The following is a 15,029-nucleotide window of genomic DNA, read 5'->3' on the forward strand; positions in this document are numbered from 1 at the left end:
CCCACAATCGCGGCCGTAAGGCCGTAGAAATGCGGTAGTGTTCCGACAATCTAACACACGGACAGACTGCGTCCGTTTTGTTTTCCACTGGAGAATCCCATGGCGCTTGAACGCTCCGACGTGGAAAAAATCGCTCATCTGGCCTGTCTGGGCCTCAATGAAGCCGATCTTCCACACATTACTTCTGCCCTGAATAGCATTCTGGGGCTGGTCGACGAGATGCAGGCGGTCAATACCGACGGTATCGAACCGCTGGCCCACCCACTGGAAGCCAGCCAGCGCCTGCGCGCCGACGTCGTGACCGAGTCCAATAACCGCGAGGCCTATCAGTCCATCGCACCAGCGGTCGAAAACGGCCTGTACCTGGTTCCGAAAGTCATCGACTAAAGGGAAAGAGCCTCTCATGCATCACATGACTCTGGCCGAGATCGCCCGCGGACTCGCCGATAAAAAGTTTTCCTCCGAAGAGCTGACCAAGGTTCTGCTGGCGCGCATCGCCCAGCTCAACCCGCAGATCAACAGCTTCATCAGTGTCACCCAAGAGCTGGCCCTGAGCCAGGCCAAGGCCGCCGACGCCCGGCGTGCCAACGGTGAAAGCGGCGCCCTGCTCGGCGCGCCGATTGCTCACAAGGATTTATTCTGCACCCAGGGCATCCGCACCAGCTGCGGCTCGAAAATGCTCGACAACTTCAAGGCCCCGTACGACGCCACCGTGGTCGCCAAGCTGGCCGCCGCCGGCGCCGTGACCCTGGGCAAGACCAACATGGACGAATTCGCCATGGGCTCGGCCAACGAGTCGAGCTACTACGGCGCGGTGAAAAACCCGTGGAACCTGGAACACGTACCCGGCGGTTCGTCCGGCGGTTCCGCCGCAGCCGTGGCAGCGCGCCTGCTGCCGGCCGCCACCGCTACCGACACGGGTGGTTCGATTCGCCAGCCGGCTGCGTTCACCAACCTGACCGGCCTCAAGCCCACCTACGGCCGCGTATCGCGCTGGGGCATGATTGCCTACGCCTCCAGCCTCGATCAGGGCGGCCCACTGGCCCGTACCGCCGAAGACTGCGCGATCCTGTTGCAAGGCATGGCCGGCTTCGACCCGAACGACTCCACCAGCATCGATGAACCGGTGCCGGACTACAGCGCCAGCCTCAACGGCTCGCTGCAAGGCCTGCGCATCGGCGTGCCGAAGGAATACTTCAGCGCCGGTCTCGACCCGCGCATCGCCGAGCTGGTCCAAAACAGCGTCAAAGCGCTGGAGAAGCTCGGCGCGGTGGTCAAGCAAATCAGCCTGCCGAACATACAGCACGCGATTCCCGCGTACTACGTGATCGCCCCAGCGGAGGCGTCCTCGAACCTGTCGCGTTTCGACGGTGTGCGCTTCGGCTATCGCTGCGAGAACCCGCAAAACCTGATCGACCTGTACAAGCGTTCCCGTGGCGAAGGCTTCGGCAGCGAAGTGCAGCGCCGGATCATGGTCGGTGCCTACGCGCTGTCCGCCGGTTACTACGACGCCTACTACCTCAAGGCACAGAAAATCCGTCGGCTGGTGAAGAACGACTTCATGGCCGCCTTCAACGAAGTCGACGTCATCCTCGGCCCGACCACGCCAAACCCGGCCTGGAAACTCGGCTCCAAGAACAGCGACCCGGTCGCTGAGTACCTGGAAGACTTCTACACCGTCACCGCCAACCTCGCTGGCCTGCCAGGCCTGTCCATGCCGGCCGGTTTCGTTGATGGCCTGCCAGTGGGCGTGCAGTTGCTCGCACCGTATTTCCAGGAAGGTCGCCTGCTCAATGTGGCCCACCAGTATCAGTTGAACACTGACTGGCACACCCGCACCCCCACCGGCTTCTGAGGAGAAACACATGCAATGGGAAGTCGTGATCGGGCTGGAGATTCATACCCAGCTCACCACCCGGTCGAAAATCTTTTCCGGTAGCTCCACCACGTTCGGCTCCGAGCCCAACACCCAGGCCAGCCTGATCGACCTGGGCATGCCCGGCGTGCTGCCGGTGCTCAACGCCGAAGCGGTGCGCATGGCGGTGATGTTCGGCCTGGCGATTGACGCCGAGATTGGCCAGCACAACGTGTTCGCCCGCAAAAACTACTTCTACCCGGACCTGCCCAAGGGCTACCAGATCAGCCAGATGGAGTTGCCGATTGTCGGCAAGGGCCACCTGGACATCGCCCTGGAAGACGGCACGGTCAAGCGCGTCGGCATCACCCGTGCGCACCTGGAAGAAGACGCCGGCAAAAGCCTGCACGAAGAGTTCAACGGCGCCACCGGCATCGACCTGAACCGTGCCGGCACGCCGCTGCTGGAAATCGTCTCCGACCCGGACATGCGCAGCGCCAAGGAAGCCGTGGCTTACGTCAAGGCGATCCACGCGCTGGTGCGCTACCTGGGCATCTGCGATGGCAACATGGCCGAAGGCTCGCTGCGCTGCGACTGCAACGTGTCGATCCGTCCCAAGGGCCAGGTCGAATTCGGCACCCGCTGCGAGATCAAGAACGTCAACTCGTTCCGCTTCATCGAGAAGGCGATCAACAGCGAGATCCAGCGCCAGATCGAACTGATCGAGGACGGTGGCAAGGTCATCCAGCAAACCCGTCTGTACGATCCGAACAAGGACGAGACCCGTCCGATGCGCAGCAAGGAAGAAGCCAACGACTACCGTTACTTCCCCGACCCGGACCTGCTGCCGGTGGTCATCGAGGACTCTTTCCTCGATGACGTGCGCGCCACCCTGCCGGAGCTGCCGCCGCAGAAACGCGAGCGCTTCCAGGCGCAGTTCGGGCTGTCGAGCTATGACGCCAACGTCCTGGCCACCAGCCGCGAACAGGCCGACTACTTCGAAAAAGTCGTGAGCATCGGTGGCGACGCCAAGCTGGCGGCCAACTGGGTAATGGTCGAGTTGGGCAGTCTGTTGAACAAGCAGGGGCTGGAAATCGATGAGTCGCCGGTTTCTGCCGAGCAACTGGGCGCCATGCTGTTGCGGATCAAAGACAACACCATCTCCGGCAAAATCGCCAAGATGGTCTTTGAAGCCATGGCCAGCGGTGAAGGCAGCGCCGACGAGATCATCGAGAAGCGCGGCTTGAAGCAAGTCACCGACAGCGGAGCAATCAGCGCCGTGCTCGATGAAATGCTCGCGGCCAACGCCGAGCAGGTCGAACAGTACCGTGCGGCAGACGAAGCCAAGCGCGGCAAGATGTTCGGCTTCTTCGTCGGCCAGGCCATGAAAGCCTCCAAGGGCAAGGCCAACCCGCAACAGGTCAACGAACTGCTTAAAAGCAAGCTCGAGGGCTGATTGTCATGGAGCCAGTACTTGGGTCTGGCTCATTCCCCTGTGGGAGCAACCTCAGTGGGAGCAAAGCTTGCTCCCACTGGCCCGCTCCCACATTTGTATGTGGAACCCCCAACATGAAGCGTCTCCTCGGCGCCTGCGCCCTGCTGTCCCTGCTGGCCGGTTGCGCCAGCCAGAGCGGGACGGTCGATCCACACGGTTACGACCAGACCGGCGTCGCCTCTTATTACGGTGCCAAGCACCAGGGCAAGCGCACCGCCAGCGGCGAGCGTTTCGACCAGCATGGCCTGACCGCTGCCCATCGCCAGTTGCCGTTCGGCACACGGGTGAAAATCACCAATCTGAGCAACAATGACAGTGTCGTGGTCCGCATCAACGACCGCGGCCCGTATTCGCGTAGCCGCCTGATCGACGTTTCCCGCGCCGCAGCCGAGCAACTGGGCATGCTACGCAACGGCACCGCACGGGTGCGTGTGCAAGCCCTCGACGATTGATAGACGGAGCCCGGCCATTTCCCTACTCACCGTTCTACCACTGCTCAGCCTGATCGAACTGTTCGGCGGCCTGCTGTTGCTGATCGCCGGCGCCGAGCTGCTGGTGCGGGCCGCCGTGGGCCTGGCGGCGCGCCTGCAAGTGCGGCCGCTGATCATCGGCCTGAGCGTCGTCGCCTTCGGCAGCAGCGCGCCCCAAATGGCCGTCAGCCTGCAGGCGACCCTGGCGCAGAACGCCGACATCGCCGTGGGCAGCGTGATCGGCAGCAGCATCTTCAACATTCTCGTCACCCTCGGATTGTCGGCGCTGATCATTCCGTTGCGCGTCTCGCGCCAGTTGGTGCGCCTGGACATCCCGCTGATGATCGGCGCCAGCCTGCTGGTCTTCGTGCTGGCCTGGAACGAGGAACTGACGCGACTGGACGGCGTCCTGCTGTTGATAGCCCTGGCGGTGTACCTGGGCCTGTTGCTGCGCCAATCGAGGCATTCGGGGCGACCGCATGCCGTGGGTCTCGAAGTGACGCAGGTGTCCTGGCCCAAGAGCCTGTCGATGATCGTGCTGGGCCTGGCGATGCTGATTTTCGCCGGGCATCTGCTGCTGGGCGCGGCGGTGGAACTGGCTATGGACCTGGGGCTGTCGGAGCGCATCATCGGCCTGACCATCGTTGCCGTCAGCACCTCGCTGCCGGAACTTGCCACCTCGCTGATCGCCGCCCTGCGTGGCCAGCGAGACATTGCGGTGGGCAACGTGATCGGCAGCAACCTGTTCAATCTGCTGGGCGTGTTGGGTGTGACCGCTCTCGCGGCCCCCACACCGCTCTCGGTCTCGCCCAATGCCCTGGACTTCGACCTGCCGGTGATGCTCGGCGTGGCGGTGCTGTGCCTGCCGGTGTTCTATTCCGGCTACCGCGTCACCCGGGCCGAAGGCCTGCTGTTTTTGGGTTTGTACCTGGCCTATGGGCTGCATGTGGTGTCGTTCACCACCGGCATGCCCCTGGCTGGCCAACTGGAACGGCTGATGCTGTTTTATGTGCTGCCGGTCTTGCTCGCGTTTTTGCTGTTCACCTCCTTGCGCGCCTGGCGCCGCCAACATCACAAGAGGGATTTGCCATGACCGACACTCCAAAGACCGGCCTCGACATGCGGCGCCAAGTGATGGGCGACGCGTTCGTCGACCGCGCCCTGGGCAACGCCACCGAATTCACCCAGCCGCTGCAGGACTTCGTCAACGAACATGCCTGGGGCAGCGTCTGGAGCCGCGAAGGCCTGCCGCTGAAAACCCGCAGCCTGATCACCCTCGCCGCCCTCACCGCCCTCAAATGCCCGCAGGAATTGAAAGGCCACGTGCGCGGCGCGCTGAATAACGGTTGCACCGTGGAAGAGATTCGCGAGGCGTTGCTGCATTGCGCGGTGTACGCGGGGGTGCCAGCGGCGATTGATGCGTTTCGGGCGGCGCAGGAAGTAATTGATAGCTATCAGAAATCTGAGTGACAGTTAGATTGCTATCGCGAGCCTGCTCGCGATTGGCCCTGAGAACACTACACCCTCAGAACCTAAATCCACCCACCCCACTGCAACATAAAAATCCCCAGGTTGGTGGTAATCGCCGCCATCAGCGTGGTGATGACGATGATCGCCGCCGCCAGTTCATGGTTACCATCGGCCGCCCGGGCCATGACGTAACTGGCGGCGGCGGTGGGGCTGCCGAAGTACAGGAACAGAATTCCCAACTCCGCCCCGCGAAAGCCCCAGAGCCAGGCGCCAAGGGTGGCGAGCAGCGGCAGGCCGATCATCTTCACCAGGCTCGAACTCAGGGCCATCTTCCCGCTCTTGCGCAAGGCCGCCAGCGACAGCGTGCCACCGATGCAGATCAGTGCCAGGGGTAAGGTCATTTGCGAAAGGTACTTGGCCGAGGTCTCGAACCAGTTCGGCAGGCCGATCTGCCAATAGGCGAACGGCGCGGCGGCGAACACGCTGATGATCAGCGGGTTGCTGATCACGCTTTTGCAGATGCTCCACGGGTCAGACTTGATCACCGGGCTGTAGACCGCCAGCACGATGGTCGACAAAGTGTTGTAGAAGAGGATCACCAGCGCCGCGAGAATCGCCCCCAGGGAAATCCCGTAGTCGCCATACATGCTCGCCGCCAGCGCCAGGCCGATGACCCCGTTGTTGCCGCGAAACGCGCCTTGGGTGTAGATGCCGCGATCCTCGCGCGGGCATCGCCAGATCGCCCAGCCCCAGGCCAACGCAAAACTCACCAGGGTGGCCACGGAGAAATAGATCAACAGGTCCGCCTGCAACGCCGCATGCAAGTCGGCGTGCAGGATGCCGAGGAACAACAGCGCCGGCATGGTGACGTTGAACACCAGGGACGAGGCGACATGGATGAAGTTGTCGTTGATCCAGTAGATGCGCTTGAGCAACACCCCCAGAAACAACATGGCAAACACCGGCGCGGTGATGTTCAGGGTTTCGAGGAAAATTGCCAGCATGCCGGGGACCTTGAGAAGGGTGTCGTTAGGTGGCTAATGATAAGCCACTAACGACACTGGCGTCTGGTAGAGCACTATCGCGAGCAGGCTCGCTCCCACATTGGATCTTCAGCGACCGCAAAAATTTACGCTCGCCGCGGGTTCAAGTAATCGGCGCCGGGTTGAACAACGTGATGTCGTTATACAACTTGTGCCGCTCGGCCCAGGTCTGTTTTTTGCCGCTGGCCACGTCCAGGTAGTAGTGAAACAGCTCCCAACCCAGTTCCTCGATGGTTGCGCGTCCGGTGGCGATGCGGCCGGCGTCGATGTCGATCAGGTCTGGCCAGCGCTGGGCCAGTTCGGTGCGGGTCGAGACCTTCACCACCGGTGCCATCGCCAAGCCATACGGCGTGCCCCGGCCCGTGGTGAACACGTGCAGGTTCATCCCCGCCGCCAGTTGCAGCGTGCCACAGACGAAATCACTGGCCGGGGTGGCGCAGAAGATCAGTCCTTTTTGCTTGAACCGCTCGCCTGGGCCGAGCACGCCGTTGATCGCGCTGCTGCCGGATTTGACGATCGAGCCCAGGGATTTTTCGACGATGTTCGACAGCCCGCCCTTCTTGTTGCCCGGCGTGGTGTTGGCACTGCGATCGGCTTCGCCCTTGGCCAGGTAACGGTCGTACCAGTCCATCTCGCGCACCAGCTCCTGAGCGACTTCCCGGGTTTGCGCCCGGGAGGTCAGCAGGTAAATCGCATCACGCACTTCGGTGACTTCGGAAAACATCACCGTCGCCCCCGCGCGCAGCAGCAAGTCCGAGGCATAACCCAGCGCCGGGTTGGCGGTGATGCCGGAAAACGCATCGCTGCCGCCGCACTGCATGCCCAGGATCAGCTCCGAGGCGGGCACGGTTTCGCGGCGGCGCTGGTCGAGTTTCTTCAGGCGGGTTTCGGCCAGTTCCATGATCTGCTCGATCATCTCGGTGAAACCGTGGCTGGAATCCTGCAAGCGATACAGCCACGGCTCGCTGAGGTCCACCGAGCTGTCGTTGTCGTGCATCACCTGCCCGGCCTGCAATTTCTCGCAGCCCAAGCTGATCACCAGTGCCTCGCCCCCCAGGTTCGGATTGCGCGCCAGGTTGCGCACGGTGCGAATCGGGATGTACGCGTCGGTGGCGGTGATCGCCACGCCGCAGCCGTAACTGTGGGTCAGCGCCACCACGTCATCGACGTTCGGGTACTTGGGCAGCAATTCGTCCTTGATGCGCTTGACCGCATGGTCCAGCACCCCGATCACGCACTGCACCGTGGTGGTGATGCCCAGGATATTGCGCGTGCCCACGGTACCGTCGGCGTTGCGATAGCCCTCGAAGGTGTAGCCCTCCAGCGGCGCATCGGCCACCGGCACGTCGGTGGACAGCGGCAGGCTGTCCAGCGGCGGCGCGGTAGGCATGCGCAGTTGGTCTTCCTTGACCCAACTGCCACGGGGGATCGGTTGCAGCGCGTAGCCAATGACCTGGCCGTAGCGAATCACCTCGCCACCCTCGGCAATGTCTTGCAGGGTGACCTTGTGGCTCTGGGGCACAAAGTCCACGGTGACCAGGCCGTCGGGGAACGTGGTCCCGGCCGGTACGCCCTGGTCATTGACGACAATCACCACGTTGTCCCGCTCGTGCAGGCGGATGTAACGGGGCGAATCGGCATGTTCAATCAGTTGCATTGACGCCGCTCCTTTTAGGATTTCGCTTCAGACAAGCTGGAAAGTTCGGCATCCTTGGCCGGTGGTTCTTTGAGCACGACACGCTTGATCGGCCCCACGATCACCAGGTAGCTGAACACCGCCACCAAGGCGTTGCAACCCACGAACACCAGCGCCCACTTGAACGAACCGGTGGCGCTGATGATGTAGCCAATGACGATTGGCGTGGTGATCGACGCCAGGTTGCCGAAGGTGTTGAACAAGCCACCGCTCAAACCGGCGATCTGCTTGGGCGACGTATCGGACACCACCGCCCAGCCCAGTGCGCCCACGCCTTTACCGAAGAAGGCCAGGGCCATGAAACCCACCACCATCCATTCGATGTCCACGTAGTTGCAGGCCACGATGCTGCTGGACACCAGCAGGCCGGCAATGATCGGCGCCTTGCGGGCGAAGGTCAGCGAATGGCCTTTGCGCAGCAGGTAGTCGGAAATCACCCCGCCCAGAACGCCACCGATGAAACCGCAGATCGCCGGCAAGGACGCGATGAAACCGGCCTTGAGAATGGTCATCCCGCGCTCCTGCACCAGGTACACCGGGAACCAGGTCAGGAAGAAGTAAGTGATGCCGTTGATGCAGTATTGGCCCAGGTACACGCCCAGCATCATGCGGTTGGTCAGCAGTTGGCGGATGTAATCCCACTTCGGACCGTCGGTTTTTTTGTCCTTGCCCTTGTCCTGGTCCATATCGACCATCGCGCCGTTGGCGGCGATGTGATTGAACTCGGCCTCGTTGATCATCGGGTGCTGGCGCGGGCTGTGAATCACCTTCAGCCAGATCAGCGAGAACACGATGCCGATCACGCCCATCACGATGAACACGTGCTGCCAGCCGAAGCGATAGACGATCCAGCCCATCAGCGGCGCGAACAACACGGTGGCGAAATACTGCGCCGAGTTGAAAATCGCCGAGGCGGTGCCGCGTTCTGCGGTGGGGAACCAGGCGGCGACGATGCGCGCGTTGCCCGGGAAGGACGGCGCTTCGGCCAGCCCGACCATAAAGCGCAGCATGAACAACGCAACCACGGCCGTGGACATGCCGAACTCACCGACATAGCCCTGCAGCACGGTGAACAGCGACCAGGTAAAAATGCTCAACGCATAGATTTTTTTCGAGCCAAAACGGTCGAGCAGCCAGCCACCAGGAATCTGCCCGGCCACGTAGGCCCAGCCGAAAGCGGAGAAGATATAACCGAGGGTGACGGCATCGATGCCGAGGTCTTTTTGCAGGCTGGAGCCTGCGATGGCGATGGTCGCACGGTCGGCATAGTTGATCGTGGTCACCAGGAACAGCATGAGCAGGATCAAATAGCGGACGTGAGTCGGCTTGGTCGCTTGCATGTAGAAGAACTCCCACTCTTTATTTTTATGCGGGTCAGCAGATGTGCGGCCAGAGCTGGAGGACCAGCCCGGCCGGTGTTGCATTTATGAACCGATGTAAGAAGTCTTCACCACGGTGTAGAACTCTTGCGCGTAGCGACCTTGCTCACGCGAACCATAGGACGAACCTTTGCGCCCGCCGAACGGCACGTGGTAATCCACGCCGGCGGTTGGCAGGTTGACCATCACCATGCCCGCCTGGGAATGGCGCTTGAAGTGGTTGGCATACTTCAACGACGTCGTGGCGATACCGGCGGACAGACCGAACTCGGTGTCGTTGGCCATCGCCAGCGCCGCCTCGTAATCGGCTACGCGCACGATGTTGGCCACCGGGCCAAAGATCTCTTCGCGGCTGATTCGCATCGAAGCTTCGCTGTCGGCAAACAGCGTCGGCGCCAGGAAGTAACCTTCGGTATCGCACGTCACCAGGCCACCACCGCTGACCAGCCGCGCACCTTCGCTCTGGCCGATGTCGATGTATTTCAAGTCCTGGTTGAGCTGGGCTTCGGAAACAACCGGGCCGATGTCCACACCCGACTTCAAGGCATGACCCACCTTGATCGACTGCATGCGCTCGGCCATGGCATCGACAAATTTGTCGTGGATGCCGGCGGTCACGATCAGGCGGCTCGAGGCCGTGCAACGTTGGCCGGTAGAGTAGAACGCGCTCTGCACCGCCAGTTCGACGGCCTGCTTGAGGTCGGCGTCGTCGAGGATGATCTGCGGGTTCTTGCCGCCCATCTCCAGTTGCACTTTGGCCTGGCGCGATACGCAGTTGACGGCGATCTGCCGACCCACGCCCACGGAACCGGTGAAGCTGATACCGTCGACTTTCGGGCTGTTGACCAGGGCTTCGCCCACCACACGGCCGCTGCCCATCACCAGGTTGAACGCACCGGCCGGGAAACCGGCGCGGGAGATGATTTCCGCCAGGGCCCAGGCGCAACCCGGCACCAGCTCGGCGGGCTTGATCACCACGCAGTTACCGTAGGCCAAGGCTGGGGCGATTTTCCAGGCAGGAATCGCGATCGGGAAGTTCCACGGCGTGATCAGGCCGACCACACCCAGGGCTTCGCGGGTGACTTCGACGTTAACGCCCGGGCGTACCGACGGCAGGTAATCGCCCGACAGCCGCAGGCATTCGCCCGCGAAGAATTTGAAAATATTGCCGGCGCGGGTCACTTCGCCGATGGCTTCGGGCAGGGTCTTGCCCTCTTCCCGAGCCAGCAGTTGGCCGAGTTCTTCGCGGCGGGCGAGGATCTCGCTACCGACTTTATCCAGCGCATCGCTGCGGGCCTGAATGCCCGAGGTCGACCAGGCCGGGAACGCGGCGCGGGCGGCTTCGATGGCGGCATTGACTTGAGCTGCGTCAGCCTTGGCGTATTCACCGATGACATCGGACAAGTCAGACGGGTTGATGTTGGCGCAATAGTCGGCACCGGCCACCCACTGACCGTTGATGTAGTTATCGAAACGCTTTGCATCTGCCACGGGATGCTCCTCCTACAAAAAGTCCTTACAAAAAGCCCTACGCAAAAGCCGCTGATTGCTCAGCGGCCTTGTCGGGTCTGTTATTGCTTGCCTTGCTTGTCGATCAGCGCGGCCAGTGCTTCGTATTCTTCCGGCAACAGATCGGTCAGCGGCGTGCGCACAGGACCTGCGTCATAGCCAACGATTTTTGCCCCCGCCTTGACGATGCTCACCGCGTAACCGGCCTTGCGGTTGCGGATCTCCAGGTAGGGCAGGAAGAAGTCGTCGATGATCTTGCCGACGGTGTCGTGATCGTCGCGGGCAATGGCGTGGTAGAAATCCATCGCGGTTTTCGGGATGAAGTTGAACACCGCCGAAGAGTAGACCGGCACGCCCAGGGCCTTGTAAGCCGCGGCGTAGACCTCAGCGGTCGGCAGGCCGCCCAGGTAGCTGAAGCGATCGCCGAGGCGACGACGGATCGACACCATCAGTTCGATATCGCCCAGGCCGTCCTTGTAACCGATCAGGTTCGGGCAGCGCTCGGCCAGGCGTTCCAGATGAGTGGCGTTCAGGCGGCAGACGTTGCGGTTGTACACCACCACGCCGATCTTCACCGATTTGCACACGGCTTCAACGTGGGCGGCAACGCCGTCCTGGCTGGCTTCGGTCAGGTAGTGCGGCAGCAGCAACAGGCCCTTGGCCCCCAGGCGCTCGGCTTCCTGAGCGTATTCGATGGCCTGGCGGGTCGAACCGCCGACACCGGCGAGGATTGGCACGCTGGTGGCGCAGGTATCGACGGCGGTCTTGATGACTTGCGAATACTCGCTGGCGGCCAGGGAGAAGAACTCACCGGTGCCGCCAGCCGCGAACAGGGCCGAGGCGCCGTACGGGGCCAGCCACTCGAGGCGCTTGATGTAGCTGTCGCGATTGAAATCGCCTTGTGCAGTGAAATCGGTGACCGGGAACGACAGCAGGCCAGACGAGAGGATGGACTTCAGTTCTTGTGGATTCATTATTCGAACACCCTGGACGCAAATTGTGTTGTAGGAAACGGTTCAGCTTCGAGTGAAGTTGTAAGTCATCGTACAACTTAAAATGCGAACGTCAACTGCATTTCATCTTTTGTTGCGAGTACAGGGATCGGGATTTGCGCAGGAATCCGCTCAGATCGAGGGTTTACAAGTGAGAAGAGTTTATAAGCAGAGGCGCTCAGAGCCCCAGGGAGATGACTGACGGAGCACTTGCTCCCGCTTGGGTGCGTAGCACCCATTATGGAAGGCCGTTGCGCGCCCCCAACGCGAGCAAACTCACTCGCCACAATGAATCAAACACGCTTTAAATGAATAGGCGGTTGGGCAATCCACAATCCGGACGTCCGATCATGGATACCCCAATCCTCTACCCCTGCGCCTGCGCCTCTTCATGGGCCTGGCGCAGCCGTTCCCGGCTGTTGGTCAGGTGCAACCGCATGGCGGCACGGGCCGCGTCGGAGTCCTGGCGGGCGATGGCTTGGTAGATTTCTTCGTGCTCGCGGCTCAGGCGGTCCATGTATTGCTGGTGGTCGTCGTGGGCCAGGCGCGCCGAGTTCAGCCGGGTGCGCGGGATGATGCTGGTGCCCAGGTGGGTCATGATGTCGGTGAAGTAGCGGTTGCCGGTGGACAGCGCGATTTCCAGGTGGAAGGCAAAGTCCGAGGCCACGGCGTCGCTGGCGTGGGACGCGCTTTCGCTCAGCGCGTCGAGGGCGGCGCGCATCGTCGCCAGTTGCTCGTCGCTGCGCCGTTGCGCCGCAAGCCCGGCGGATTCCACTTCCAGGCTGATGCGCAGTTCGAGGATCGCCAGCACGTCACGCAACGTGACCACCGTGGCCGGGTCGATACGAAAGCCACTCGGGCTGGGCGTGTCCAGCACGAACGTGCCGATGCCGTGGCGGGTCTCCACCTGGCCGGCCGCCTGCAACCGGGAAATCGCCTCGCGCACCACGGTGCGGCTGACACCATGGGCTTCCATGATCGCCGACTCGGTGGGCAATTTATCGCCACGCTTAAGCTGACCGTCGCGAATCTGCTCGGACAGCACCGTCACCAGCTCCTGCGCCAGGCTGCGGCGCTTGCGGGGAAGGCGTGGTAAGTCGATCGGGTTTTCCATGTGTCAGTGTCTCGGCAAGCGGCTGAATGGCCTCATCATAGCGCAACGTGGTTGTACGATCACCCGAGGCCTTTAGCTGAGGTTGGCTGGTAAACCGAGTGGCCATCATCGCGAGCAGGCTCGCTCCCACATTGGATCGGTTGTGCACATAACATCAGGGTCACCACAAATCCCGTGTGGGAGCGGGCTTGCTTGCTCCAACATTAGGTTTTGCGGTGTTTATGCTGTTATGGCCTGCTCCACCAGTTGGCCATTTTCGATACGCACATGTCGCGGATGGAAACGTTTCAAGCTGCTGCGGTGGCCAACGCTGACGATGCTCAGGCCCGGCAATTGGTCGACCAGGGCCTGGTACAGCGTCGCTTCGTCTTCTTCATCCATCGCCGACGTGGCTTCGTCCATGTACAACCACTGTGGCGCGTAGAGCAATGCGCGGGCAAAGGCCAGGCGTTGTTGCTCGCCGGGCGAGAGCATGCGCTGCCAGTGATTGCTTTCATCCAGCCGCGCAATCAGGTGCGGCAAACGGCAGGTTTCAAGCACCTGTGTATAACGTTCGTTGGGGTAGACGTCGCCAGCCTGTGGATAACTCAGCACTTCCCGCAGGCTGCCAATGGGCAGGTAAGGCTTTTGCGGCAGGAACAGATAACGCGCCGACGGCAGCACAATGTTGCCATGCCCGGCGGGCCATAAATGCCCCATCGCCCGCAGCAAGGTGGATTTACCGCTGCCGGAACGGCCGCTGAGCATCACCCGCTCGCCCGGTTCAACGGTCAGGTCGGCATGAGTCAGCAAATGACGACCGTCGGCCAGGTCCAGCCCGAGGTTATGCACTTGCAACTCGTTGCCCTGGTTCTGTACGTCGATGGCCGGCACGCGCTCTTCGTTGTCGCTCATGGCCTGGCGGAAACTCAGCAGACGATCACAGGTGGCACGCCACGCGGCGAGCTCGGAGTAGGCGTCGATGAACCAACTGAAGCTCTCCTGCACACTGCCGAACGCCGAGTTGATTTGCATGAGCTCGCCCAGCTGGATCTTGCCGGCGAAGTAGCGTGGCGCGGCGACCATAAACGGGAAGATGATCGCGATCTGACCATAACCGGAGGTGAAGAAAGTCAGGCGCTTGGACACCCGCATGATGTCCCAGAAGTTATGCCAGACCCTACCGAAACGCCCGCTCAGGCGGCGGTTCTCGTTGGGTTCGCCGTTGTACAGGGCAATGCTCTCAGCGTTCTCACGCACCCGCACCATGGAAAAACGCAGGTCGGCTTCAAAGCGTTGCTGGTTGTTGTTCAGACCGATCAGGCGACGGCCGATCAGATGCGTCAGCCAACTGCCCACCACCGCATACACCAGCGCGCACCAAAACATGTAGCCAGGAATGGTGTAGCCGAACACTTCGATGCTGCCCGACACGCCCCACAAAATGATCGAGAACGACACCAGGCTGACCACGGTGCGGAGCAGGCCCAACCCCAGGCTCAGGGTGCTGGAGGTGAAGCTGTTGAGGTCTTCGGAAATCCGCTGGTCCGGGTTGTCGGTGTAGCCGCCCTGCTCCAGCCGGTAATAATTTTTGTCATTGAGCCAGCGGGCGAAATGTTGCTCGGTCAGCCAGGCCCGCCAACGGATGGTGAGCATCTGCGTGAGGTACAAGCGGTACACCGCGCCAAGGATCGCCACCGCAGCGATGCCGCAGAAATACAGAATCAAGTGCCAGAACGCCTCGCTATTCTTCTCTTGCAGGGCGTTGTAGAAATCCTTGTACCAACTGTTGATCCACACCGAAATCGCCACGCTGAACAGCGACAGCGCGATGACGGCGATCAACAACGTCCAGGCCTTGCCCTTCTCCTCACTGCGCCAGTACGGCGTGGTCATTTGCCAGACTCGACGGAAAAACTGCCCGCGCACCGCGTCATTGACCGCGGAATATTCAGCGTTCTGATTCATTGGTTAAGGCTCTATAAAGAAAAGAACAGACTCGGGCCGATCATAGAGCAACGGCCCGA

13 protein-coding genes are annotated in these 15,029 nt (G+C 61.6%); 6 read left to right on the forward strand and 7 right to left on the reverse strand.

Going from position 1 to position 15,029, the window contains the following annotated elements; translation table 11 throughout:
• The first annotated feature begins 99 nt into the window (after positions 1 to 99).
• The 6 genes from gatC (at position 100) to ACA047_RS24915 (ending at position 5,290) form a co-directional block, all read left to right on the forward strand.
• Complete coding sequence (gene gatC, locus ACA047_RS24890) at positions 100 to 387, forward strand: Asp-tRNA(Asn)/Glu-tRNA(Gln) amidotransferase subunit GatC (RefSeq protein WP_497353918.1); 288 nt, start codon at positions 100 to 102, stop codon at positions 385 to 387.
• Between the two features lie 16 nt (positions 388 to 403).
• Positions 404 to 1,855: an Asp-tRNA(Asn)/Glu-tRNA(Gln) amidotransferase subunit GatA gene (gene gatA, locus ACA047_RS24895; protein ID WP_497353920.1), complete on the forward strand. Its 1,452-nt coding sequence runs from the start codon at positions 404 to 406 to the stop codon at positions 1,853 to 1,855.
• 10 nt (positions 1,856 to 1,865) lie between these two features.
• Positions 1,866 to 3,311 carry an Asp-tRNA(Asn)/Glu-tRNA(Gln) amidotransferase subunit GatB gene (gene gatB, locus ACA047_RS24900; protein WP_497353922.1) on the forward strand — a complete coding sequence of 482 codons (1,446 nt, stop codon included), beginning with the start codon at positions 1,866 to 1,868 and terminating at the stop codon, positions 3,309 to 3,311.
• Between the two features lie 113 nt (positions 3,312 to 3,424).
• Complete coding sequence (locus tag ACA047_RS24905; protein WP_497353924.1) at positions 3,425 to 3,802, forward strand: septal ring lytic transglycosylase RlpA family protein; 378 nt, start codon at positions 3,425 to 3,427, stop codon at positions 3,800 to 3,802.
• Positions 3,803 to 3,851: 49 nt separating this feature from the next.
• Complete coding sequence (locus ACA047_RS24910; RefSeq protein WP_497360536.1) at positions 3,852 to 4,913, forward strand: calcium/sodium antiporter; 1,062 nt, start codon at positions 3,852 to 3,854, stop codon at positions 4,911 to 4,913.
• Positions 4,910 to 5,290, forward strand: coding sequence for a carboxymuconolactone decarboxylase family protein (locus tag ACA047_RS24915; RefSeq protein ID WP_076383558.1), 381 nt, complete (start codon positions 4,910 to 4,912; stop codon positions 5,288 to 5,290). Before ACA047_RS24910 ends, ACA047_RS24915 begins: the two co-directional genes overlap by 4 nt.
• A gap of 62 nt (positions 5,291 to 5,352) precedes the next feature.
• On the opposite strand, the gene ACA047_RS24920 is transcribed toward ACA047_RS24915, so the two are convergent.
• The 7 genes from ACA047_RS24920 to ACA047_RS24950 form a co-directional block, all read right to left on the reverse strand.
• Positions 5,353 to 6,294: an AEC family transporter gene (locus ACA047_RS24920; protein ID WP_497353926.1), complete on the reverse strand. Its 942-nt coding sequence runs from the start codon at positions 6,292 to 6,294 to the stop codon at positions 5,353 to 5,355.
• A gap of 142 nt (positions 6,295 to 6,436) precedes the next feature.
• Positions 6,437 to 7,990: a galactarate dehydratase gene (gene garD / locus ACA047_RS24925; RefSeq protein ID WP_497353928.1), complete on the reverse strand. Its 1,554-nt coding sequence runs from the start codon at positions 7,988 to 7,990 to the stop codon at positions 6,437 to 6,439.
• Positions 7,991 to 8,004: 14 nt separating this feature from the next.
• Positions 8,005 to 9,453: an MFS transporter gene (locus tag ACA047_RS24930; RefSeq protein WP_497353930.1), complete on the reverse strand. Its 1,449-nt coding sequence runs from the start codon at positions 9,451 to 9,453 to the stop codon at positions 8,005 to 8,007.
• On the reverse strand, positions 9,454 to 10,899 hold the full coding sequence (locus tag ACA047_RS24935; protein WP_497353932.1) for an aldehyde dehydrogenase family protein: 1,446 nt from the start codon (positions 10,897 to 10,899) through the stop codon (positions 9,454 to 9,456).
• 80 nt (positions 10,900 to 10,979) lie between these two features.
• Complete coding sequence (gene kdgD / locus ACA047_RS24940; RefSeq protein WP_497353934.1) at positions 10,980 to 11,891, reverse strand: 5-dehydro-4-deoxyglucarate dehydratase; 912 nt, start codon at positions 11,889 to 11,891, stop codon at positions 10,980 to 10,982.
• 385 nt (positions 11,892 to 12,276) lie between these two features.
• Positions 12,277 to 13,023: a FadR/GntR family transcriptional regulator gene (locus tag ACA047_RS24945; protein ID WP_497353936.1), complete on the reverse strand. Its 747-nt coding sequence runs from the start codon at positions 13,021 to 13,023 to the stop codon at positions 12,277 to 12,279.
• Between the two features lie 219 nt (positions 13,024 to 13,242).
• The gene (locus ACA047_RS24950) at positions 13,243 to 14,970 is read right to left on the reverse strand and encodes an ABC transporter ATP-binding protein/permease (RefSeq protein WP_497353938.1); all 1,728 of its coding nucleotides are present in this window, start codon (positions 14,968 to 14,970) and stop codon (positions 13,243 to 13,245) included.
• Between the last annotated feature and the right edge of the window lie 59 nt (positions 14,971 to 15,029).

The organism is Pseudomonas sp. LBUM1664, from assembly GCF_059695895.1.

What these genes read in the sequence shown, in the direction of transcription:
- gatC (WP_497353918.1), top strand. Translation starts at nt 100, where the DNA reads ATGGCGCTTGAACGCTCCGACGTGGAAAAAATCGCTCATCTGGCCTGT.
- gatA (WP_497353920.1), top strand. Translation starts at nt 404, where the DNA reads ATGCATCACATGACTCTGGCCGAGATCGCCCGCGGACTCGCCGATAAA.
- gatB (WP_497353922.1), top strand. Translation starts at nt 1,866, where the DNA reads ATGCAATGGGAAGTCGTGATCGGGCTGGAGATTCATACCCAGCTCACC.
- ACA047_RS24905 (WP_497353924.1), top strand. Translation starts at nt 3,425, where the DNA reads ATGAAGCGTCTCCTCGGCGCCTGCGCCCTGCTGTCCCTGCTGGCCGGT.
- ACA047_RS24915 (WP_076383558.1), top strand. Translation starts at nt 4,910, where the DNA reads ATGACCGACACTCCAAAGACCGGCCTCGACATGCGGCGCCAAGTGATG.
- ACA047_RS24920 (WP_497353926.1), bottom strand. Translation starts at nt 6,294, where the DNA reads ATGCTGGCAATTTTCCTCGAAACCCTGAACATCACCGCGCCGGTGTTT.
- garD (WP_497353928.1), bottom strand. Translation starts at nt 7,990, where the DNA reads ATGCAACTGATTGAACATGCCGATTCGCCCCGTTACATCCGCCTGCAC.
- ACA047_RS24930 (WP_497353930.1), bottom strand. Translation starts at nt 9,453, where the DNA reads ATGCAACACCGGCCGGGCTGGTCCTCCAGCTCTGGCCGCACATCTGCT.
- kdgD (WP_497353934.1), bottom strand. Translation starts at nt 11,891, where the DNA reads ATGAATCCACAAGAACTGAAGTCCATCCTCTCGTCTGGCCTGCTGTCG.
- ACA047_RS24945 (WP_497353936.1), bottom strand. Translation starts at nt 13,023, where the DNA reads ATGGAAAACCCGATCGACTTACCACGCCTTCCCCGCAAGCGCCGCAGC.
- ACA047_RS24950 (WP_497353938.1), bottom strand. Translation starts at nt 14,970, where the DNA reads ATGAATCAGAACGCTGAATATTCCGCGGTCAATGACGCGGTGCGCGGG.